The following is a 20,971-nucleotide window of genomic DNA, read 5'->3' as shown; positions in this document are numbered from 1 at the left end:
ACCACCGCCCCGGCTGTCCGAGCGAATCCGGACTGCTGGTACTGCTTACCGGCGTGCTTGGAAGGCCGTCAGCTGGCCAGGGTGATCACCACCTGCGATGCTCCCGAGGTCGCGGTGACCGTGTGGGTGCTCGAGTTGTACGTTCCGCCGCTGACCGAGGACACGCCGACCGAGTTGAAGATCGGCAGCTGGATCAGCACCGCGCCGCCCGGCAGGCTGCCGGAGAGGTTGACGGTCACCACACGCGTCGACGGCTTGGTCACCGCGATCGACACGCCATAGGTGCTGCGCGAGCCGCTACTCATGTCATAGGACGTAGTCAGGTTGCTCGCGGAAATCGTCTGCCCGGACGCGATCCAGGTGTTCGGAACGCCCCGGCCGATGTACAGCGGACGGGTGAACGTGTACGGGCCGCTGCCGGTCGAGGACAGTCCCTCGGCGACGATCGACTGGAGCAGACCCTCCTGCTGGGCGGAAATCGGCCAGGCGTAAGGGCAGGCGCCGAACTCGGGACCGGCGTGGTTGCCGATCCACGGGTTGCTGGAGCTCGGCCCGGAGCCGTTCGCCTCCCACCAGGCGTTGGGTCCGCCGGTGGTGGTCGCGATCTGCCAGGCGTAGCTGGTGATCGGCAGATCGCGGTAGTTCGTGCCGTACAGCCCGTCGTTCGCGTAGGCGGTGTTGTAAGCGGTCGAATAACCGTTGAACGCGCCGAAGGTCGGGTACGGCAGTCCGTTGGACGCGAGCCGCGCGAAGCCCCAGGCGTACATGTTGTCCGCCTGCGCCGGGTCGCCGACCACGCCGCTGAGCGTGCCGCCCATCAGCATCGTCGACCACTGGTTCTGCCCGACCCAGACCGGGGACGCCCAGTTCGCGTCGTTGTAGGTGTTGCAGCGGTTGGCCGAGTTCGGCTGGTCGACCGTGCAGGGCAGGTAGTTGAATCCGTTGGCCGACTCGGTGTTGCCGACCAGCGTGTTCAGATGGCTCAGCAGTGAGCTGTAGGCCGAATCAGCCCACTGAGCTTCGCTCGTGTTGCCGATCCGGGTGGCGATGTACTTGTAAGCCGCGAGGCCTTGCAGCGCCGAGTAGTCGTCGAACAGCCAGCGGCCAGAGGAGTCGTTGTCAAAGCTCGTCGACAGGACGCCGTCGGAGGCCAGTTGCCCGGTGTAGATCGAGTGCATGATCGTGTAGAGGCTCGGACCCCACTGGCTCGAGCCGCCGGAATCGTCGTGGAAGTACTGGCTCACGAACCCGGTGTCATTGGTCTTGGCCAGGTAGTAAGCCCACGAACTCGGGGTCTTCCAGTCGCCGTCGTAGTACCAGTTCGCGCCGTGCTCGTCGAAGTTCGGGTTCTGCGAGATGCGTGCGGTGAGCAGCAGGTTTTGCGCGTCGTGGTAGTCGCCGGTCTCAAGGCGCGCATTCAGTTCGCCGGGGACATCGTGGTTGAGCAGCCACGCGTAGTTGTCGGCCGCGGAGAATTGGGCCTCGCCGACCTGCATCATCAGGCTGTAGACCGTGCCTGCCTTGTAGGCGTTGGTCAAAGCAGTGCCCGGATTCGACAGGTTGCCGGTGTTGGGCAGGCCCAGGTTCGGCAGCGAGAAGGACGCGGTCTCGCCGATGCGGCCGTTCCAGTAGGCGGCCATCTGGCTGTCCGCCGTGTCGAAGCCGGGCGCGTTGGAGGACAGCGTCGAACCGGTCGGCAGAGCGGAGCCGCTGCCGAAGTTGTCCACCGCGACGAGGTAGTCGTGGTTGCTGGTAGCGCCGGGCTGCACGGTGTTGAGCGAGCTGCTGGTCAGCCGGATCAGGTTCGTCCCGGAGCCGCCTGGGTCGATGGTGACCGCCGAGCCGCCGTTGTTGGTCACGGAAACCCGGGCGTAGACCACGCCGACCGGGTGGCCGCCGATGGTGACCTTGTCCTCGAACTCCTTGATCGACACCGCGGTGCTGCCGGAGCTGAACGAGGTGGTCATCGCGGGCAGATAGCCGCTTTCCTCGGTCCACTGCACGGACTGCGCCGACCGGTTGCCATTCAGGTTGTAGATGCTGAAGGAGTACATCGCGCCGCAGATCGTGGTGCCGTTCGCGTTGTAGGTGGTGGGCACGCCGCGCGCGAAGAAGGATCCTGACAGGTACTCGAAGACCGGCCAGTAGTTTCCGTCCCAGCCGAGTGCGGTCTCGTTGAAGAAGCCCTGACCGTATGGGTCGGTCGGGGTCGGGAAGTTCGTGCCGTACGCGTTGGGCAGGCTGGAGTTGCCGCACGCGTTGGGCGCCACAGCCGGGATGCCGAGCAGGGTCCCGCCGCCACCGGAGGCGGTGACCACCCAGGTGAATGCGGCGGTCCCGGACGCGCCGGTGCCGTCCTTCGCGGTGACCACGACATTCGAGGTTCCAGCAGTCGATGGAGTCCCGGAGATCTTGCCAGAGGAGTTGATCGACAGTCCGGCGGGCAGGCCCGAGGCGGTGTAGGTCAATGTCTGGCCGGAGGCCGAGTCACTGGCGCTGATTTGGAGCGAGACCGCGGTGCCTACCGTCGTGGTCTGCGTCCCCGGATTCGAGACGGAGACGGTGTTTCCGCCTGTGCCGCCGTTGCTGTACGCGGGCAGCTGCCACACCCGGGTATTCGCACTCGAACACGGCAACTGCACCAGTACCGTGTTGCTCGCGGTGCTGTCGCCGCTGGGCACGACGCACTTGCCGGAGTGCACCGCCTGCAGTTCGAAGACGTTGCTGCCGGACGCGGGCACCAGGGTGAACTCCTGGTTGGTCTGGCTGTTGCAGGTCCACTGGATGACCTGGGCATTGTCAGCGGTCGAACGCCCCGAGATGTCCATGCACAGCGACGACGACGCGTTCTTCACGGTGTACGAGGTGCTGGTGCTGGAGATCGGGGTGAACGTCCAGTTCTGATTCGTCCCGCCGTTGCAGGACCACTGGATCAGCTGGGTGCCGGTCGTCGTCGAGGAGTTCGGGTCGTCGAGGCAGCCGCCGCCGCCCTGGTTGACCGCGGTCGAGTTGAAGGCGACCGAGGCCGCCGCCGGGGCCGCCCCGGTGATCGCGCTGAGGCCGGCGGCGAACAGCGCCGCGACCGCCAAGGCCGCGACCCGCCGGTGTCTAAGAGGTTTGATACGAGGTCTGACACGCATGGGTTACCGCTCCCACTGCTGCGAAGGGGTGGATCGGTGCCCAGATGTCGCGGGAACCGTAGAGCCGCCGCGCGAGACTGTCAACGCCGGTTGCAAGTTTCCGCGGTCAGAGCCGGTGCGGCCATGGCGGTAAAGCCGCTCCTTGACGCCCGACCACGACCGTCGTACTGTCCAGCCGACCGACCCGAGGCCACGGCGCGGGTCAGGACTTTGATGGCAGGGGCGCGCAGTCCCGTTCTGCGCGCGGGCACCCCACGACTACAGCGGGAGCGCGTGATTCCCGTCCGCGCTACCTGGACCCATGCCCGTTAGACCCCGCCGCCTGACGCAAACCCACCTGCGTTGATCAGGCGGCGCCGCCATCCGAAGGAAGATTCATGATCCCGCAGTTACTTCGGCACAAGCGCGCACTGCTGCTCGCGCCGCTGGCACCGCTCGCCGCCGGCCTCGTCGCCGTCACCACCACATCGGCCAGCGCCGCGACGGGCTGTCAGGCCACGTATTCGGTGACCAGCCAGTGGAACGTCGGCTTCGGGGCGAGCGTCTCGATCACCAATCTCGGCAGCCCGGTCAGTTCCTGGAAGGTTGCCTGGACCTTCCCGGGTAACCAGCAGGTCACCCAGCTGTGGAACGGCACCGTGAGCCAGTCCGGCCAGTCCGTGACCGTCACCAACGCGTCCTACAACGGCTCGGTGGGTACGAACGCCTCGGTCAGCTTCGGCTTCAACGGCTCGTATTCGGGCACGAACTCGGCTCCGAGTGCGATCAGTTTCAACGGCGTGACGTGTACCGGCACGGTCACGCCTGGCTCGCCGAGCCCGACGCCCACGCACTCGACGTCGCCTTCGCCCTCCCCGAGTGCCACGCCGAGCGGCGGCGGTAACGGCACGCCGTGTCATGCGAGTACGTGTGTGCAGTACAACGGCGGTAGCAACGGTGTGATCACGCAGAGTCCGAAGGTGTACCTGGTCTTCTACGGCTCGCAGTGGGGCAGCTCCGGCGGGGCGACCCAGACCCAGAACGAGGGCTTCTTCAAGGGCCTGGGCACCGGCGGGGAACGCTGGTCCAACGTGCTGACCCAGTACTGCAACGCGGTGCCCGCCGGCACCCAGACCTGCCCGCCCGGCGCGGTGCATATCCCCTATCCCAGCAGCAGCGTGTTCGGCGGCACCTGGATCGACACCTCCCAGCCCGCCCCGGCCGCCCCCGGCGACGACCTGATCACCGAGGCCCGCGCCGCGGCCGGCCACTTCGGGGCGAGCGGCGCCCTATCGCGCTCGATCTTCATCATCTTCTCCCCGGCCGGCACCAGCGCCGGCGGCGGCTACTCCTGGCACACCACCACCTCCGACGGCTACAACGTGATCAACGCCGCCTACGGCGAACAGAACACCATCGTCACCTCACACGAATACGCCGAGACCATGACCGACGTGAACGCCGGCTGGACCACCGCCGACAAAACCAGCGAGGTCGCCGACCTCTGCGGCCCCGACGGCAACCTCAACCTGACCACCGGCTCCTTCCCGGTCACCTCCATCTGGTCCAACCAGGACAGCGGCTGCGCCATCGCCGACTGACGCGGACGGCTGACGCGGCCGGCCGCCGAAAGGCCCGCCGCTGAAAGGCGCGCCGCTGAAAGGCTGTGGCCCTGCACCGGTTTCGGTGCGGGGCCACAGTTGTATTCGGGCTCGGACCGCTGGCTGGCAATTAGCCGGAGAACTGCGCCGACTTGGTGGCGTAGAACTCAAGACAGGCCTCGTACTCGGGCAGCACGCCGGCCGCACGCATGTCGGCGAGCGACGGGGCGGCCGCATCACGGGCGGACAGCTGCGGGGTCTCGGTCGGCCACTCGATCGCGAGCTCCGGGTCGAGCGGGTGGATCGAGAACTCCCGCTCGGGATCGAACGTCGCCGAGCAGCCGTAGACCAGCGTCGCATCGTCGGTCAGCGCGCAGAAGCCGTGGCCGAGGCCCTCGGCGATGTACACGGCGCGCCGCTCCTCATCGTCCAGGCGGACGAATTCCCAGCGGCCGAAGGTCGGCGAGCCGAGGCGGATGTCCACGATCAGGTCGAGCACCGCGCCGCGCACACAGGTGACGTACTTGGCCTGGCTCGGCGGCACCTGCGCGAAGTGGATGCCGCGCACCACGTCCTTCGCGGAGATCGACATGTTGCCCTGAGCCAGGTCGAGCGGGTGGCCGACCGCCTCGGCGAGCTTGTCGTAGCGGTACCACTCCATGAACAGGCCGCGCGGATCGCCGTGCTGCTGCGGCAGGATCTCCCAGGCTCCGGGGACGGACAGCGGTGTGATCTTCATGCGGACCTCTGGCGTTCGGCTCTGATTCTGGGCTGACTCTGGCTGGGGGCGGCGCTGGGTTCGGGCTGATTCCGGCCGGTTCCGGCCGGGTTCGGCTCGCCGTTTTCGCCGTCGCGTCGCACCCTACCCGGTGGTTGTTCCCTCGTGTGGCGGCCTATCGTGTGATCATGCCTCAGACGCCATACCAGCTACCCGGCAAACCGGTCTCCGAGACGCGGGTCTCGCTTAGCCGCGTCATGACCCAGCTCGACGTCAATCTGCTGGGCAATGTGCACGGCGGGGTGATGATGAAGCTGGTCGACGACGTCGCCGGGCTGGTGGCTACCCGGCACTCCGGCGGACCTGCGGTCACGGCGTTCGTCGACGAGATGGCGTTCCTCAACCCGGTGCACGTCGGCGACCTGCTGCACACGCACGCGCAGGTGAACTGGACCGGCAACACCTCGATGGAGATCGGCGTGCGCGTCGAGGCGGAGCGCTGGGATGAGGCTGGCGCCCAGGCGGCGCACGTCGCCAGCGCCTACCTGGTCTTCGTCGCGATCGACGCGGACGGCAAGCCGCGCCCGACTCCGCCGCTGCTGCTGGAAACGCACGAGGAGGAGCGGCGCAACCACGAGGCCGGCATCCGGCGCACGCACCGGCTCGCCCGGCGCGCCGCGATCCTCGCCTCCCGCGAGGCACCCTGAGCCGCATCGCCGCGGACTGGATCGCCGCCGACCGGATCGCCTGAGCGCAAGCAGGCGCTGATCACGCGGTCCGAACCGGCGATCGAGCTTCGGTAGAGTGCAGGCCCAATGAACGCCAACGCGACGATAGAACCGGAGCCTGCCCGTCAGGCGCCCGTCTCACCAGGCCGCACCTGGCCCTCGGTCTCCGTGATCATGGTGGTACTCAACGAGGAACGTCACCTCGCCTCGGCAGTACGGCACATCCTCGGGCAGAACTATCCCGGCGAGCTCGAAATCCTCATCGCGCTCGGCCCGTCTCGGGACCGCACCGACCAGATCGCCGCCGAACTCTCCGCGGCCGAGCCGCGCGTGCGCACCGTGCCGAATCCGACCGGCCGCACCCCGAGCGGGCTTAACGCCGCCATCGCCGCCTCACGCAACGAGATCGTCGTGCGCGTAGACGGGCACGGTCTGCTGACTCCCGGCTATATCGAGACCGCGGTCCGGCTGCTGGAGGAGACCGGCGCGCAGAACGTCGGCGGCGTCATGCACGCCGAGGGGGAGACGTCATTCGAGCGCGCCGTCGCGCTGGCGATGACCTCGAAGCTGGGGGTGGGCAACGCGAAATTCCACACCGGCGGCGAGGCCGGACCCGCGGACACGGTGTACCTCGGCGTGTTCCGCCGCGCGGTCCTCGACAAGCTCGGCGGCTATCACGAGGCGTTCATCCGCGCGCAGGACTGGGAACTGAATCACCGGCTGCGGCAGAGCGGCGGACTGGTCTACTTCTCGCCCGAGATGCGCGTCACGTACCGTCCTCGCCCGAATCTCCGGGCTCTGGCGGACCAGTACCGGCAGTATGGCCGCTGGCGCCGCGTTGTTATGCGTACGCATGAGGGCACTGCGAGCGTGCGGTACCTCGCCCCGCCGATCGCACTCATCGCCGTCGCGCTGGGTACGTTGCTCGGCATCGCGGGTCTCGCCGCAGGCTTGCCCGTCCTGGCCATCGGTTTCGCAGCGCCGGTCGGCTACGCGCTGCTGATCACGCTCGGCGCGCTCCTCGAATCGCGTGGCCAGGTAGGCCCGGTGCGCGCGCGGCTGCCGCTTGTGCTCGCGACGATGCACCTCACCTGGGGCTGGGGCTTCTTGACTTCGCCGCGTTCGCTGTACGAATCGACGCGGCGTTAACGGTCGGCCGCGCTCAGTTGCCGTAGGTGAGGTCGGAGCACGGGTCCGAATCCGCGCGGCGGATGTTGTCGGTGATGCCGCTCGGAATCGGGATCGGTGTGCCCGAGCCGGACACTGCGGTCGGCGTGGGCGACGTGGAGCTGCTGCCGCTCAACGACTCCAACTGCATCCGCTCGCTCGCCGCGCTCGGACCCGGAGTCGCAGAAACCGATGGCACCGCTCCTGATGTGCCTGAGCCGCTGCTCGTTCCGGTCGCTGCGGTCGCGCCGGAGGCGTCCTGGCCCTCCAAGGTCCGGTCCGCGCGTAGCAGCGACCACAGCACGTCGGTGTCCGGCTGGATCAAGTCAACGCGCGACCCGTCGTAGCGCCAGGGCGTCGTAACGAACTCCAGGTTGTACAGCGGCACCGATTTCAGCTCTGCGCCCAGCGATACCAGGGCGCTGACTGAGTCGAGCGTGCTGTCGACGGTCAGCGATTTCGTCGCCGAGTCCGCGAGCTGATACAGCCGGACCGGGTTCTCCAGCGTCCCGGTGCTCAGCATCTTCTTCATCAACGCGGACAGGAACGCCTGCTGGCGCTTCATCCGGCCGATGTCGCTGTTGTCGCCGAAGCCCTCTCGGGCCCGCACGTACTCAACCGCCGCTTGCCCGGAAAGGGTCTGCATCCCCGCATTCAAGGTGACGCCGTACTCGTGCTCCAGGTAGGGGCTGTCCACGGTCGGCACGCACACCGGCACCCCGCCGACCGCGCTGCTCATCGCGGCGAAACCGGAGAAGTCGATCACCATCGTGTGGTCGACGCGGACACCGGTCATCGCCTCGACCGTGTTCTGCGTGCAGATCGGGTTGCCCGCGGCCAGATTCCCCTCGGAGAACGCGGAGTTGAACATCACATCGTTCTGCGCGGGTATCCAGCTACCGCCGGCGTAACACGCCGGGATGTTCACTAGGGCGTCACGCGGTATAGACACACCGACTGCGTGCTTACGGTCTCCGGAGACGTGCAGCAGGATCGTCGTATCGGATCGCGCGCCCTGCACGGCGAAGCCACCGCCGAGTGATTCATTGCCGCCGGCCCGTGTGTCCGAGCCGATCAGCAGCAGGTTCATCGGGGCCTGCGCGGCCGGGGCGCCGGGAGCGGTGGTAGCCGGGGTCGCCACCGGCGGCCTGCTCTTGGACACGCCTACGTCACTGAACGTCTTGATGTTGCCGTTCAGGTGCAGGTAGATGTACCCGAGCGCGCCGCTGATCGTGATGGCGAGCGCCGAAGCCACCACGACCGCCACTCGCAGCTCGCGCAACCGTCGCCGTCCCAGCGCTGCCATTGCCCCACCCCTCTAGACCAGCCGGTGCGCAATGAGAGACCACCGGGCCTACCGCCTGGTTGCGCGCTTAGCATGAATTTTCGCTGTGACTTTCGAAGGCTGCTACCTTTCGGCGGTTGTGGATGCCGAAGTGTTAACCGGTGAGCGTCGTCCGGAAAGATCGCTCAGCCCAGCGTGAACCGGCCGCTGACCCGTTCCATCTCGGCGATCCGGTCCAGCCGTTCCGGCGATGCCCCGTGCACGAGAACGATGGAAGCGCCACTTAGCAGCGGCCCGAACAGCCAGTCCAGCACCTGCTCTCCGGCGAACTGGTCTTCGCGGGCTTCCACGAGAACCCGCGTCGGGGCTTGGACCGTCGCGGGGACGGCGGCTCGCTCGATCAGCTCGCCGTGCGTCACCGTCTCGCCGTTCAACACCAGCGCGTCCATGTCCGGGCGCGGCGGATTGAACGAGACGAAGCGGTCGGCGAACGCGCGTACCTCCGCCGAATAGTCGCGGAAGCCGTCCGGTACGACGTCGAACGGCCGTCCGAGCGGCAGCAGCGAGAGAGCCAATCGCTCGCCGGAGCACTCGCGCGCCGCCGCCAGCGCTGACTCATCCGGCCCGGCGACCACCGTGTGTGCCGACTTCGCCTCGCCCCACGGATCGACCACCGCTCCCGCGAACAGCGGGGCCACCAGCCACACCGCGGTCAGCCAGTGCGGCCGAGCGCTCACCACGATCCGGTCGCCCGGCCCGGCCAGCAGATCGTCCTGCACCAGGTTCGCCGTCTTGGACAACCAGTTGCCGAACGTTGCGTACGACAGTTCGACGCGTTCACCGGTCGTGTCATCGTGATAAGTCAGGAACGGCTGCGCGGCCTTCGCCGCGATAAGGCGTTGCCACACCGACGCAACGTCTCGTGCACCCGCGAGTCCGCGCTGGTCGCCACCGGAAGAGGGAATAGTCACGGAGTGAGCCTACGCACCCTGGCGCTCGCCCGAATCGTCCGGCGACGTGCCGCCGGCCCCGCCCCGCCGAAGCTTCGCTGCCCCTCCCTCTAGGCTGTAAGCCCGTGACCCAGTCAGCAGCGCGAGCCTCCTCCGCCCTGCCCGCTGCGATCCGCCGGCCGATACCGCGGCTCGCCCGGGCGGGCGCCGCGCTGCACACATTCGTGGCCAGGGGGCATCTGTGGGGCGTCGCCGCAGTCACCGCGGCCACCGCGCTTTTGCAAGGCGCCTTCGAGGTGCAGCAGTACCACCGGTTCCGGCTCGGCGCCTACGACCTGGTCATCTTCGACCAGGCCATCCGCAACTACGCGCACGGCCACCCGCCGGTCTCCATGTTCAAGAACGTGCACGACGCCGCGCAGGTCGCCCCGGACTACACCCAGCCGTTCTCCATCCTCGGCGACCACTTCTCGCCGATCCTGGCGCTGCTGGCCCCGCTGTACTGGATCTGGAACAACCCGCAGGTGCTGCTGCTCGCGCAGGCCGTGCTGTTCGCGCTCGCGGTGCCGAGCGTGTGGGCCTTCAGCCGCCGCGCGCTGCTGCGTATCGCGCCGCCGCGGTCGGCCGCCGTCGGCGCGTACCTCGTCTCCGCGACCTTCGGGCTCTGCTGGCCGCTGCAGGAGGCGACCCAGGCCGGTTTTCACGAGGTCGCGTTCTTCGTGCCGCTCAGTGCGCTGATGATCGAGCGGTATCAGGCCAGGAAGCTCGGCCACGCGGTCGCGTGCGCCGTGGCGTTGCTCTTCGTCAAGGAGGACATGGGCTACGTGGTGGCCGCGTTCGGGCTGCTGCTGCTCGTCACCCGGCGCATTAACGGCGATCCGTTGGACCGTGCCGAACGCCGCCGCTACCGGATCATCGGCGCCTGCCTCGGCGCTGGCGGCGTCGCCTTCGCGATGGCCGTGCTTCACCTGTGGATCCCGGCCTTCGGCGGCCGCGTTGGCTTCTATTGGTATTACGGTCAGCTCGGCCCGGACATGCTCGGCGCGCTCAAGACCGTGGTCACCGACCCCGGGACCGCCTATCAGGTGGCGACCCAGCCCGAGGTGAAGATCAACACTCTGTACTTCTTGTTCTGGCCGTACCTTTACCTCAGCCTCGCCTCGCCGCTCTGCCTGCTCGCGGTGCCGCTGCTCGCCGAGCGGCTGTTCTCCGACAAACCCGAGCACTGGACCCTCGACCAGCACTACAACGCTTTCCTCGCCGCGATCCTGATCATGGCGGCGGTCGACGGATTGATCCGGGTCGTGCGCGGGCTATCGCGCGTCCGGCCGCTGCGCCGTCTGGGCAGCATGCCCCGCTTCGGGCTTCTTGTCGGCGCGCGCCCATGGGCGGCTGTCGCCTGGCCCGCACTCATCCTGCTATTCGCGGTAGTGATTACGCACACGTTCCCGATCCGTAGCGTGGTCAACGCGGATCAATGGACCGCGGACAGCCTCACGACGGCCGAAGCCGCGGCAACCGCGGTGATCCCGAGCGGCGTCTGCGTTGAAGCTGACGACGACATCGCCACGCATTTGAGCAGCCGGGATCAGGTGATTCTGCTCGATCAAGTGCCGCGCGGCTGTCCGTGGGTGGTGTTGCAGACGGCCGAGCCGTCATATCCGCTCAATGACATCCTGTCGGCGGTCAGGCGTGGCGATTGGCTGCGCGAGAACGGCTATCAGCTTGTGTTCGACCAGGCGAAGGTCTATGTGTATCACCAAGGGCCTGCGTCTATCACCCAGAGTCACGGCACGGCTGCGTCTATCGAAAAGCTCGGACAGGAGAACGGGAACAGTGGCTGAAGCGATCCTCCTCGTTGGTGGCAAGGGGACCCGGCTACGGCCGCTGACCGTGAACACACCCAAGCCGATGCTTGAGGTAGCCGGGGTGCCGTTCCTCAGCCACCAACTGGTCCGGGCCAAGGCCGCCGGGATCGACCGGATCGTGTTCGCCACCGCGTACCGGCCCGAGGTGTTCGAGGCGTACTTCGGCGACGGCTCCGCCTTCGGGCTCGAACTCGACTACGTCACCGAGACCGAGCCGATGGGCACCGGCGGCGCGATCCGCAACGTCGCCGACCGGCTGCGCAGCGCGCCCGAAGACCCGGTGCTCATCTTCAACGGCGACATCCTCTCCGGCGTCGACCTCGTCGCGCTCGTCGACGCGCACCGCGCCCGGCAGGCCGATGTGACGCTGCATCTGACGTGCGTCGCCCGCGAGAAGCTGAGCGCGTTCGGCCTGGTGCCGACGGACTCGGACGGCTGGGTGACCGCGTTCCGGGAGAAGCCGCAGCGCGCCGAGGACATCGTCACCGATCAGATCAACGCCGGCTGCTACGTCTTCCGCCGCTCGATCATCGACGCGATCCCGGCCGACCGCCCCGTCTCGGTCGAGCGCGAGACCTTCCCCGGTCTGCTCGCGGCGGACGCGAAGGTGCTCGGCGTAGTCGAGCAGTCCTACTGGCGGGACCTCGGCACGCCGGAGGCGTTCGTGCACGGCTCGGCCGACCTGGTGCTCGGCGCGATCGACTCCGCCGCGATCCCGGCCACGACGCGCGCCGATCTGGCCGACGCGCTCGTGCTTCCGGGCGCGCGCCTCGACGCCGACGCGAAGGTCGGCGGCGGTAGCACCATCGGCGCTCAGGCCCGCATCGCCTCCGGCGCCGAGGTCACCGGCTCGGTCGTCGGCGAGGGTGCGAACATCGAGGCCGGGGCCGTGGTGCGTGACTCGATTGTCGGGCGCGGGGCGCGGGTCGGTGCGGGTACCGTGCTCGACGGGGTCGTGATCGGCGACGGCGCGCAGTTGGGTGCCCGCAACGAACTGCGCGGCGGCGCTCGAGTCTGGTGCGATGCGGTCATCGGCGATGGAGCAGTACGCTTCTCCGCCGATGAGTCCTGAGCCCGACCAGGAAACAAAGCCCTCGCTCGCGGTCCCGCAGCCAAGGCAGGAGACGCCGGATCCGCGGGCGATGCCGGACGCCGTGACCACAGTGCTCTGCGACGTCGATCTTCCGCTCTCCCTTGGCGTGCTGCGCCGGGGACCTGGGGACCCGACGTACCGCATGGCAGCTGACGGAGCGATCTGGCGCGCCTGTCTAACGCCGCACGGCCCTGGCTCGGTCCGCGTCCGGCGCACCGGCGACCAAGTGGAGATCGCGGCCTGGGGCGAGGGTGCGCACTGGCTGGTGGATCAGGGCCCTGGGATGATCGGCGCCGGTGACGACCTCGGCGAGTTCGCGGGTTTGGTCGCCGGCCATCCGCTGCTTGCCGAGGCCCACCGACGGCTGGCGCGGCTGCGCCTGATCCGCACCGGGCTGGTCGTGCAGTCGTTGATTCCGGCCATCTTGGAGCAGCGGGTGACCACCAAGGAGGCGTTCCGGGCCTGGCGCCGCATCGTGGAACGACACGGTACGCCGGCCCCGGGCCCAGCGCCGCAGGAACTGCGCGTCCCGCCGCCGCCCGAAGTCTGGGCACGTATCCCGTCCTGGGAGTGGCATAGGCACGGTGTCGACGGACAACGATCGTCGACGATCATGCGCGCCGTGCGCGTCGCGAGTGGACTTGAACGCACCGGCGCGATGAGTGGCGACGAAGCGGTACGACGCCTCTGCACGATTCCGGGCATCGGGATCTGGACCGCGGCTGAGACGACCCAGCGTTCGCACGGGCACTCTGACGCGCTGTCAGTCGGCGACCTGCACCTCTCGAAGCACATCGGCTACGCGCTGACCGGCGAACGCGACGCCGACGACGCGCGCATGATCGAGCTGCTCGAACCCTTCCGGCCACATCGTTACCGTGCCGCGCGGCTGATCCTGCTCACCGGCCCCGGCCAGCCGCGCCGCACGCCGCGCGCCGCCATTCAAGACCACCGCTGGCACTGACGGCGAGCCCTGAGCGCGGCTGTCTCACCTGACGATCGGTCAGACAGCCGTCACCTAGTAACCAAAAAATCATCCGCAGAGCGCGGTGGCCGATCGCGCGGCGGTTCGGCAGGATGCCCGACCGCGACGGCGCCCATCGGATCCCAGGTTTCCGGCAGGTCGAGCACGGACCGCACCACCTCGCGGCAGAACATGGTCGAGGACACCCAGGCTGAGCCCAGCCCCTCCGCCGCGAGTGCGATCAGCAGATTCTCCACGCCCGCCCCGGTCGCGACCAGGAACATCTCGCGCTCAGCCGCATTGCGCCGCGTGTCCGGGTAGGTATGCGAACCCTCCATCTCCAGACACGGCACAACCAGCACCGGCGCAGCCCGCAGCACATCGCCGCGCCGCACCCGCTTCGCGATCGACTGCTCGCTGAAGCCATCGCCGCGCAGATCCTGCACCCAGGCCGCGAGCATCGCATCGAGCAGCGCCTTGCGCGCGCCCTCTGAGCGCACCTCGACGAAACGCCACGGTGTCGTGTGATGCGGCGCCGGTGCGGTGATCGCAGCCGCGACTGCTCGCCGGATCGCGTCAGGGGACACATCGGCGTCGGTGAAGGCCCGGATCGTGCGCCGATGCGCTACCGCAGACGCCCGCGCCTCCGCCGTCCCGAGCGAGAAAAGGTCCTCTTCGGCCGGACGCAGCAGCACGCGGGCGCCAGATCCGGGCTCGTCGCTGACCAGATCTCCGAAGCCGCGCACGACCGCGACCGGCACTGCGCCGAGTTTGCCTTTGACCAACTCGCCAGCCGAGGCCAACTCGTCGGCGAGTGCGGTAACTGTTACCGCGAGCGGATTGCCGTGACTGTCCTGGCGACCTCTAAGGTCCTCGATCGGCTCGACGTAGGCAGCGCCGATCGCCTGATCCACAAGACCGTTGCGCCACACTCGCCCGAACGTGTCCGAGACGATGACGCCCACGGACACGCCCAGCCGCGTACGCACTCCATCCGCGATCTCACGCGCGGAACGATCCGGATCCTCCGGCAGGAGGAGCACCGTGCCTTTCGCCGTGTTCGACGCGTCAACGCCAGCGGCCGCCATCACCAGCCCTTGCCGGTTCTCGACAATCCGCAGCGGCCCGCGTCTCGCGACAACGCGCACCGTCTCCGCGTCGATCGCCGCCTCACGGTCGGCCGCCGCGACGATGCGCCCCTCTGCCTTGGAGACGACCTTCGAGGTCACCACAAGGATGTCGCCTTCTTGCAGGCCGCCGGCCTCGGCCGCCGCCGTCGCGATCAAGGCGGCCAGGTCGGTCCCCGGCTCAACCTCGGGCAGCCCGGCGAGCCCGAAAACCGAGTAGCCGGCCGGTACCTGACGCTCCGTCATGATCGCGACTCCGCTGCCAGATCCAGCGCGGCCTGCGCCATGGCTGCCGTCGCGTCGACATCCCGCATCAGCAGCGGCACCGCCCGGCAGCTGATCCCGGCCGCCTCGATCCGCTCCGCCTGCTTCGCGTCACTCTCGTCGATCAGCCAGCCGTCCAGCAGATTCGGACCGTAGTACTCGGCGACCGCTGCCGCGCTGGTCTCCGCGACGCCCACCGCCGCGAGCACCTTGTCCGCCATTCCGCGCACCGGAGCCGATCCGATGATCGGAGAAAGGCCGACCACGGGAGCAGCAGTCGCGGCCAGCGCCTCGCGGATGCCCGGCACCGCAAGCACCGCCCCGATCGACACCACCGGATTCGACGGCGGGAACAGCACCACGTCCGCTTCCGCGACCGCCTCCAGCACCCCCGGGGCCGGCTGCGCCTTCTCCGCGCCTACGAAGACAATCGACTCCGCGTCCGGAGCGTGCATCCGTACCCAGTACTCCTGGAAGTGCACGGCCTGCCGCTTGCCTTCCTCGTCGCGCAGCACGACATGCGTCTCGGCGCGATCGTCCGTGGCAGGCAGTAACCGAACGCCAGGCTTCCAGCGCGCGCACAGCGCCTCGGTTACCGCAGAAAGCGGATATCCGGCGTCGAGCATCTGAGTGCGCACCAGATGCGTCGCGATATCGCGGTCGCCGAGCGTGAACCAATCCGGCCCGACCCCGTACTCGGCCAGCTCGTCCGCGACCGAGAACGTCTCGCCAGCGCGCCCCCAGCCCTGGCCCTCGTGGATCCCGCCGCCAAGGGTGTACATCACTGTGTCAAGGTCCGGGCATACCCGCAGCCCATGCAGGGTGATGTCGTCCCCGACGTTCCCGATCACGGTGACGTTCGCGTCCGGCGCCGCCGCGAGCAGCCCGCGCAGGAAGCGCGCGCCGCCGACCCCACCGGCCAGAGCGGTGATCTTCATACCTGTGCTAGTCACGTCTGTGCTTGTCACAAAGGGAGCCTATCCGGACCGGCCCTTGTGCACGTTTCGCCTGGATCAGCGGCAAACGCCGCAGGCGCGAGTCTCCTGAGTCCTAGACGAGCACCTCGACGGCCAACGCGCCATCCCCAGCGAGATCGGCGAGCGTCAACGCATGACCGGCTGGTACCAGCCGTACCGCACCCGGCTGCAGCGGCGGCCGCTCTGAGCCGCGCTGCGCAAGCGAGCCCCGCACGAGGCTGACTGCCCGTGGCGTGCTCGACGGCGTCAGGTGCAGAACGCCGCCCTTATCGACAGAGTGGATGATGCCCCGGGCGCCCAAAGGCAGCGAGTCGATGTGCTCACGGACATCAGCGGCCGCGAGACTCGCGAACGCCAACGCGGCCCTGGTCAACGTCGCGGCAGTCGGCGGCACCGGCCGGCTCGACACGCGCAGCAGCAGTTCGGGATGGATCTGCGCATCGCTGAGCACGGCCGCGACGTCCGGCGGGATCTGTGCGGCCTGTGGCTGGAGGGCCGTGAGAGGCATGGCGGGCGAAATCCTGTCCTGTGTGCTGTCTTCGCTGTGGACACCGGTTGGGAAAAACCGCGGTGACACGGACCGTGATCACGGAAGGGGAGACCCGGGCGGAGAAGGGCCGGGCTCGGCGAATGCTGACTGCGGGCTGCCCGGATCAGGCCGGGCGGCAAAGGGTCAGCTACAGCAACAGCGACAACAACAGAGCGCGCCGCCGACACGGTGCGACTCGGCGGAGAATCCGACCGAAATCGCCCGCTTGGCGAAAATACCGGCACGCGCTGACATGATGCGGAAAGGCTACCGCACATCGACGGGGTGTTGGGAAGTGCGCGCCGCTAAGTTCGAAGAGAGGCTATTCACCCTCGCGTGTGATTACGACTGCCCGAAAGGGCGAAGTCTCTTCCAGGCAAGGCTGGATCCGCAGCTCCGGGCCATCGAAGGCGATGCACGTCGGGTGGGTCGCGATGCTGGCGGAGAGCATCATCGAACACTGCTCTCTACGAGTGAATCAACCCGCCGCTAGCAGATCGCGGCTTGACGGGCCGGGAATGACGCGCGTGTAATTTCAAGCAGGTCGCCCAGGGTTCCTGACGAGAGGTCAGTGATCTCAAGTCGATCGCGCACGTGCCGGGAACAAGAGACGGGAGACGTACCGATGGACGAGGTCTTCCCGCTGCTCGGTGGCTTCGAGGAGGAGCTGACCTGGCAGGAGCGGGCGCTGTGCGCGCAGACCGATCCCGAATCCTTCTTCCCGGAGAAGGGCGGCTCGACCCGCGAGGCCAAACGGGTCTGCCTGGTCTGCGAGGTCAAGGCCGAATGCCTCGAGTACGCCCTGGCCCACGACGAACGCTTCGGCATCTGGGGCGGCCTGTCCGAGCGCGAGCGGCGCAAGCTCAAGCGCAAGAGCGCCTGATCTAACGGCTCGCAGATCAACCTCTGACGGCTCTTCACGCCCGCGGTCCCGTCGTTCGTAACATCTGCGCACCCTCTAAATCAGCACGGCGCTGCCCGCCGCGGGTCGAGATCCCGACGATCCGGATTCGCTTACGCCGGTTCAAAACCGGACAAAGCCGGACGACTTCCCGGCAACCTCCCCGGCGCTCTTCCGCGTCGCGTAGGGTGGGTCAACCGCGCCGCTGCCCGCGCGCCGTCCGACAGACCCGCGCGGCGGTACGGCACGGCCCAGCACCAACACCGCCCCTGCCGTCGAGATCCGGGTCGTCGTTTCGCATGACAATGTACGCACCACCCGCGCGTCCCTCGGCTCACGGATCCGATCCGCGAGCCGCCGATCCGCGCGCGGCGGGCGCCAATCCGCTGGAGGCCTTGCGCCACCACGTCGTCACCGCCGTGCTCGTCAGCCACGACGGCGCGCGCTGGCTCGGCCCCGTCCTCGACGCGCTGCTAAACCAGCGCCGTCCGGTCCAGCGGATCATCGCGGTGGACACCGGCTCTCGAGACAACTCCGTCGAGCTGCTCGAAGACGCCCTCGGCGCCGACCAGGTGCTCCAGCGCAAGCGCTCCACCGGTTACGGCGCGGCCGTCGCCTTTGGCCTGAAGTCCTCGCCGCCGGTCGGCTACGACGAGTTCGGCTACGACAGCCCGCACCCGCCGGTCGAGTGGATCTGGCTGCTGCACGACGACTCGGCCCCGGCCCCCGACGCCCTCGGCCAGCTGCTGCTGACCGCCGAGGACGAACCGGATGCCGCCGTGCTCGGCCCCAAGATCCGCGGCTGGTACGACAAGAAGCAGCTGCTCGAGGTCGGCGCGACGGTCGCGGCCAACGGCCGCCGCTGGACCGGCCTTGAGCGCAACGAGCACGACCAGGGCCAGCACGACGAAATCCGCCCGGTCCTCTCGGTCAGCTCGGCCGGCATGCTGGTCAAGCGCGAGGTATGGGACCGGCTGCGCGGCTTCGACCGCGGCATCTCCGTCTTCCGCGACGACCTCGACTTCTGCTGGCGGGTCAACAGCGCCGGATACAAGGTCGTGGTCGCCCCCGACGCGGTCATCCACCACGCCGAGGCCGCCGCCCGCGAGCGCCGCAAGATCAGCGCCGGGCCCAACCGCCCGCACCTGCTCGACCGCAGCCACGCGCTGTACACGGTCGCGGTCAACCGGGACAGCCGGTTCTGGCCCGCGCTCTGGCTGCGGCTGATGGCCGGATCCTTCTTCCGCGCCCTCGGCTTCGTGATCGCCAAGCAGCCCGGCACCGCCTCCGACGAACTGCTCGCCCTGCTCACCTTCGCCGCCCGGCCCGACCGGATCCTGCGCGGCCGCTCCGCGCGGCGCAAGCTGCGCACCGTGGGCGGCTACCAGATCGAGCAGTTCTTCCCGCCGCGCGGGGCGTTGGCCCGCACCGCCTTCGACAACATCTGGACCCAGCTGCGCGGCGAGCGCGCCGACTTGGTCCAGGACAGCTCCCGGCACCGCTCGGTGGAGACCGGGCCGGTCTCCGAGGAAGCCGAGGCGCTGGAGACCGACTCCGCCGCGCTGATCAAGCGGCTGCTGCGCAACCCGATCATCGCGGTGGGCGGTGGCCTGACGCTGATCGCGTTGATCGCCGCGCGCGCCATCCTGGTCGGCGGCACCCTCTCCGGAGGCGCGCTGCTGCCGACCCCGGCCGGCGCGACCGACCTGTGGACCGCTTATCTGTCCGGCTGGCACGGCGTCGGCCTCGGCACCACCGCGTACTCGCCGCCTTACCTCGGACTGCTGGCGGTCCTCGCCACCCTGCTGTTCGGCAAGGCGTCCTGGGCTGTCGCGGTGCTGCTGATCGGGTCAGTCCCGCTCGCCGGCCTCAGCGCCTCGTACGCCTTCCGCCGGATAACCTCCTCGGCGCCACTGCGGATCTGGGCCGGATACGCGTACGCGCTGCTGGCCGTCGCCACCGGCGCGATCGCGACCGGACGGCTGGGCACCGCGGTAGCCGTCGCCGTGCTGCCGCTGGTGGCTACCACCGCGACTCAGGCGATCGGCGGCCCCGGCCGCGCCGGCTCCACCCGCTCCGCCTGGACCTGCGCCTTCCTGCTGACCATCGGCACCGCCTTCGCCCCGGTCACCTGGGTGCTGGCACTGATCTTCGGCGGGCTCGCGGTACTTACCGTCGCCTGGCGCACCCGCTCCAACATCGCGGTGACCATCATCCGGATGGGCATCGTGCTCGGCACGCCGCTGGTCGTGCTCGTGCCCTGGTCGCTCTCCCTGCTGCGGTACCCCACCTCCTTCTTCCTGGAGGCCGGGCTGCCGGGAGCGAACCTGGAGCGTCCCGCGCCTACACCGCTCGGCCTGCTGCTCGGCAACCCGGGCGGCCCCGGAACGTATCCGTCCTGGTTCGGCGTCGGGTTGCTGCTCGCCGCGCTCGCCGCACTGCTGCGCGGTACCCGGCGGCGCGTCGTGATCTCCGCGTGGGCGCTAGCACTGGTCGGTTTCGGCTCCGCGGTCGTCATCGCGGGACTCAAGGTCACCCCGCCCGGTTCGAACCAAAGCGTCATCCCGTGGCCCGGCATGTCCACCGCGCTGCTCGGCCTCGGCCTGATCACCGCGACCGTGGTCGGCGCCGAGGGCGCGAAGGAGCGCATCGCCACCGCCGCGTTCGGCTGGCGCCAGCCGCTCACCGTGCTGATCACCAGCGCCGCCGTGCTCGCCCCCGCCGCCGCCGGAGCTTGGTGGCTGGTGCGCGGCGCGGACAACCCAGTGGCGCGGGTCTCGGCGCAGATCCTGCCGCCTTACGTCGCCGCGGAAGGGCAGACCGCCGCGCGTCCACGCACCCTGATGCTCACCGGCGGCTCCTCCGGCGTAGTCGGCTACAGCATCGTGCGCGACGGGGGGCCGACCCTCGGAGCGGCGGACATCCGCATGTCAGCCACCCAGACGAGCAAGCTGGACGGCGTCGTCGGTCAGCTGCTCTCCGGCAACGGCGGCGACGCGGCGCTGCAACTCGCCGTCATGGATGTCGGCTACATCATGGTCACTCCCAGCGCCCCGACGTCTGTTACCCAGGCGTTGAGCGGCGTCGCCGGTCTCACGCAGCGTTCGACGGCTCAGGGCGGCGGCAAGGGATACGGACTTTGGTCGGTAAACGGCAACATCGGCCGCGTCATGCTCCGGGACCAGAGCGGCGTCGCTCTGCCGGTGGCTTATCAGTGCGGTAACACGCCGCCGGTTCCTACAGGCAGCGCGATGGTGTGTGCACAGGACACCGGCGCGACCGTGACCATTCCGCCCGGTACATCCGGCCGCGTGCTTGTGCTCGCTGAGGATGCGCTGCCCGGCTGGTCAGCGTCAATGGGCAATCAGACGCTTGGTACCGCGCAACCTGTCGGCGGCCTCCAGGCGTGGCAACTGCCGGCGAGCGGCGGCACGATCACCATCGGCTACCACTCGATGAAGCACACCGTCTGGCTGATCGTCGGCGGATTCACCGCGATCGCGGCGACCATCATGGCCCTGCCGTTCGGTCGCCGGCCCGATGAGGAGATCGAGGGTGAGGAGGCCGCCGAGCTCGACGCTGCTTCCCGGCCCGCCGATCCGCTTGAGCCTGAGACCGAGCCGGAACCTGAGCCCCAGCGGACCTGGCGCGAGGAGCCGGAACCGTACCAGGAACCCGCG

The 20,971-nt window shown here is 68.8% G+C and carries 15 protein-coding genes; 8 read left to right on the top strand and 7 right to left on the bottom strand.

Annotation, left to right across the window (positions count from 1 at the left end; translation table 11 throughout):
- Window positions 1-68 precede the first annotated feature (68 nt).
- Window positions 69-3,140 (bottom strand): RICIN domain-containing protein, encoded by a 3,072-nt coding sequence (locus VN779_RS02880; protein WP_325719827.1) that lies wholly within the window; start codon window positions 3,138-3,140, stop codon window positions 69-71.
- Between the two features lie 377 nt (window positions 3,141-3,517).
- Between VN779_RS02880 and VN779_RS02875 the strand changes: the two genes are divergently transcribed.
- Window positions 3,518-4,720, top strand: a complete 1,203-nt coding sequence (locus tag VN779_RS02875) for a cellulose-binding domain-containing protein (protein WP_325719826.1) — start codon at window positions 3,518-3,520, stop codon at window positions 4,718-4,720.
- Between the two features lie 130 nt (window positions 4,721-4,850).
- Here the strand turns inward: VN779_RS02875 and VN779_RS02870 are convergent, their stop codons facing one another.
- Window positions 4,851-5,459, bottom strand: coding sequence for a dTDP-4-dehydrorhamnose 3,5-epimerase family protein (locus VN779_RS02870; RefSeq protein WP_325719825.1), 609 nt, complete (start codon window positions 5,457-5,459; stop codon window positions 4,851-4,853).
- 167 nt (window positions 5,460-5,626) lie between these two features.
- On the opposite strand from VN779_RS02870, the gene VN779_RS02865 reads away from it, so the two are divergent.
- The gene (locus VN779_RS02865) at window positions 5,627-6,145 is read left to right on the top strand and encodes an acyl-CoA thioesterase (protein ID WP_325719824.1); all 519 of its coding nucleotides are present in this window, start codon (window positions 5,627-5,629) and stop codon (window positions 6,143-6,145) included.
- Window positions 6,146-6,253: 108 nt separating this feature from the next.
- Window positions 6,254-7,315 carry a glycosyltransferase family 2 protein gene (locus tag VN779_RS02860; protein ID WP_325719822.1) on the top strand — a complete coding sequence of 354 codons (1,062 nt, stop codon included), beginning with the start codon at window positions 6,254-6,256 and terminating at the stop codon, window positions 7,313-7,315.
- 13 nt (window positions 7,316-7,328) lie between these two features.
- Here VN779_RS02860 and VN779_RS02855 read toward each other — a convergent pair whose 3' ends face one another.
- Both VN779_RS02855 and VN779_RS02850 read right to left on the bottom strand, forming a co-directional pair.
- Window positions 7,329-8,639, bottom strand: a complete 1,311-nt coding sequence (locus tag VN779_RS02855) for an LCP family protein (RefSeq protein ID WP_325719820.1) — start codon at window positions 8,637-8,639, stop codon at window positions 7,329-7,331.
- 164 nt (window positions 8,640-8,803) lie between these two features.
- Window positions 8,804-9,589, bottom strand: a complete 786-nt coding sequence (locus VN779_RS02850) for a TIGR03089 family protein (RefSeq protein ID WP_325719819.1) — start codon at window positions 9,587-9,589, stop codon at window positions 8,804-8,806.
- 104 nt (window positions 9,590-9,693) lie between these two features.
- On the opposite strand from VN779_RS02850, the gene VN779_RS02845 reads away from it, so the two are divergent.
- From VN779_RS02845 to VN779_RS02835, 3 genes are read left to right on the top strand one after another with little or no spacing between them, the layout of a single operon-like run.
- On the top strand, window positions 9,694-11,412 hold the full coding sequence (locus tag VN779_RS02845) for a DUF2079 domain-containing protein (protein ID WP_325719817.1): 1,719 nt from the start codon (window positions 9,694-9,696) through the stop codon (window positions 11,410-11,412).
- A complete protein-coding gene (locus VN779_RS02840; protein ID WP_325719815.1) occupies window positions 11,405-12,508 on the top strand; it encodes an NDP-sugar synthase in 1,104 nt (367 codons plus the stop codon). Before VN779_RS02845 ends, VN779_RS02840 begins: the two co-directional genes overlap by 8 nt.
- Window positions 12,498-13,493 carry a DNA-3-methyladenine glycosylase 2 family protein gene (locus VN779_RS02835; protein ID WP_325719813.1) on the top strand — a complete coding sequence of 332 codons (996 nt, stop codon included), beginning with the start codon at window positions 12,498-12,500 and terminating at the stop codon, window positions 13,491-13,493. Before VN779_RS02840 ends, VN779_RS02835 begins: the two co-directional genes overlap by 11 nt.
- 50 nt (window positions 13,494-13,543) lie before the next feature.
- On the opposite strand, the gene VN779_RS02830 is transcribed toward VN779_RS02835, so the two are convergent.
- The 3 genes from VN779_RS02830 to VN779_RS02820 all read right to left on the bottom strand — a co-directional run bounded on the left by VN779_RS02830 (window position 13,544) and on the right by VN779_RS02820 (window position 16,369).
- Window positions 13,544-14,866, bottom strand: a complete 1,323-nt coding sequence (locus VN779_RS02830) for a coenzyme F420-0:L-glutamate ligase (protein WP_325719811.1) — start codon at window positions 14,864-14,866, stop codon at window positions 13,544-13,546.
- On the bottom strand, window positions 14,863-15,822 hold the full coding sequence (gene cofD / locus VN779_RS02825) for a 2-phospho-L-lactate transferase (protein WP_349260617.1): 960 nt from the start codon (window positions 15,820-15,822) through the stop codon (window positions 14,863-14,865). Before cofD ends, VN779_RS02830 begins: the two co-directional genes overlap by 4 nt.
- A 112-nt stretch (window positions 15,823-15,934) precedes the next feature.
- Window positions 15,935-16,369, bottom strand: a complete 435-nt coding sequence (locus tag VN779_RS02820; RefSeq protein ID WP_325719808.1) for a hypothetical protein — start codon at window positions 16,367-16,369, stop codon at window positions 15,935-15,937.
- A gap of 646 nt (window positions 16,370-17,015) precedes the next feature.
- On the opposite strand from VN779_RS02820, the gene VN779_RS02815 reads away from it, so the two are divergent.
- Window positions 17,016-17,273: a WhiB family transcriptional regulator gene (locus VN779_RS02815; RefSeq protein WP_325719806.1), complete on the top strand. Its 258-nt coding sequence runs from the start codon at window positions 17,016-17,018 to the stop codon at window positions 17,271-17,273.
- A gap of 413 nt (window positions 17,274-17,686) precedes the next feature.
- A partial coding sequence (locus tag VN779_RS02810) for a glycosyltransferase family 2 protein (protein WP_325719805.1) occupies window positions 17,687-20,971 on the top strand: 3,285 nt, incomplete at its 3' end.

It is taken from the genome of Actinocrinis sp., assembly GCF_035605935.1.
In the GTDB taxonomy this organism is placed as follows: domain Bacteria; phylum Actinomycetota; class Actinomycetes; order Streptomycetales; family Catenulisporaceae; genus Actinocrinis.
The sequence above is the reverse complement of the archived record's forward strand: the minus strand, read 5'-3'. Positions and strand labels throughout refer to the sequence as shown.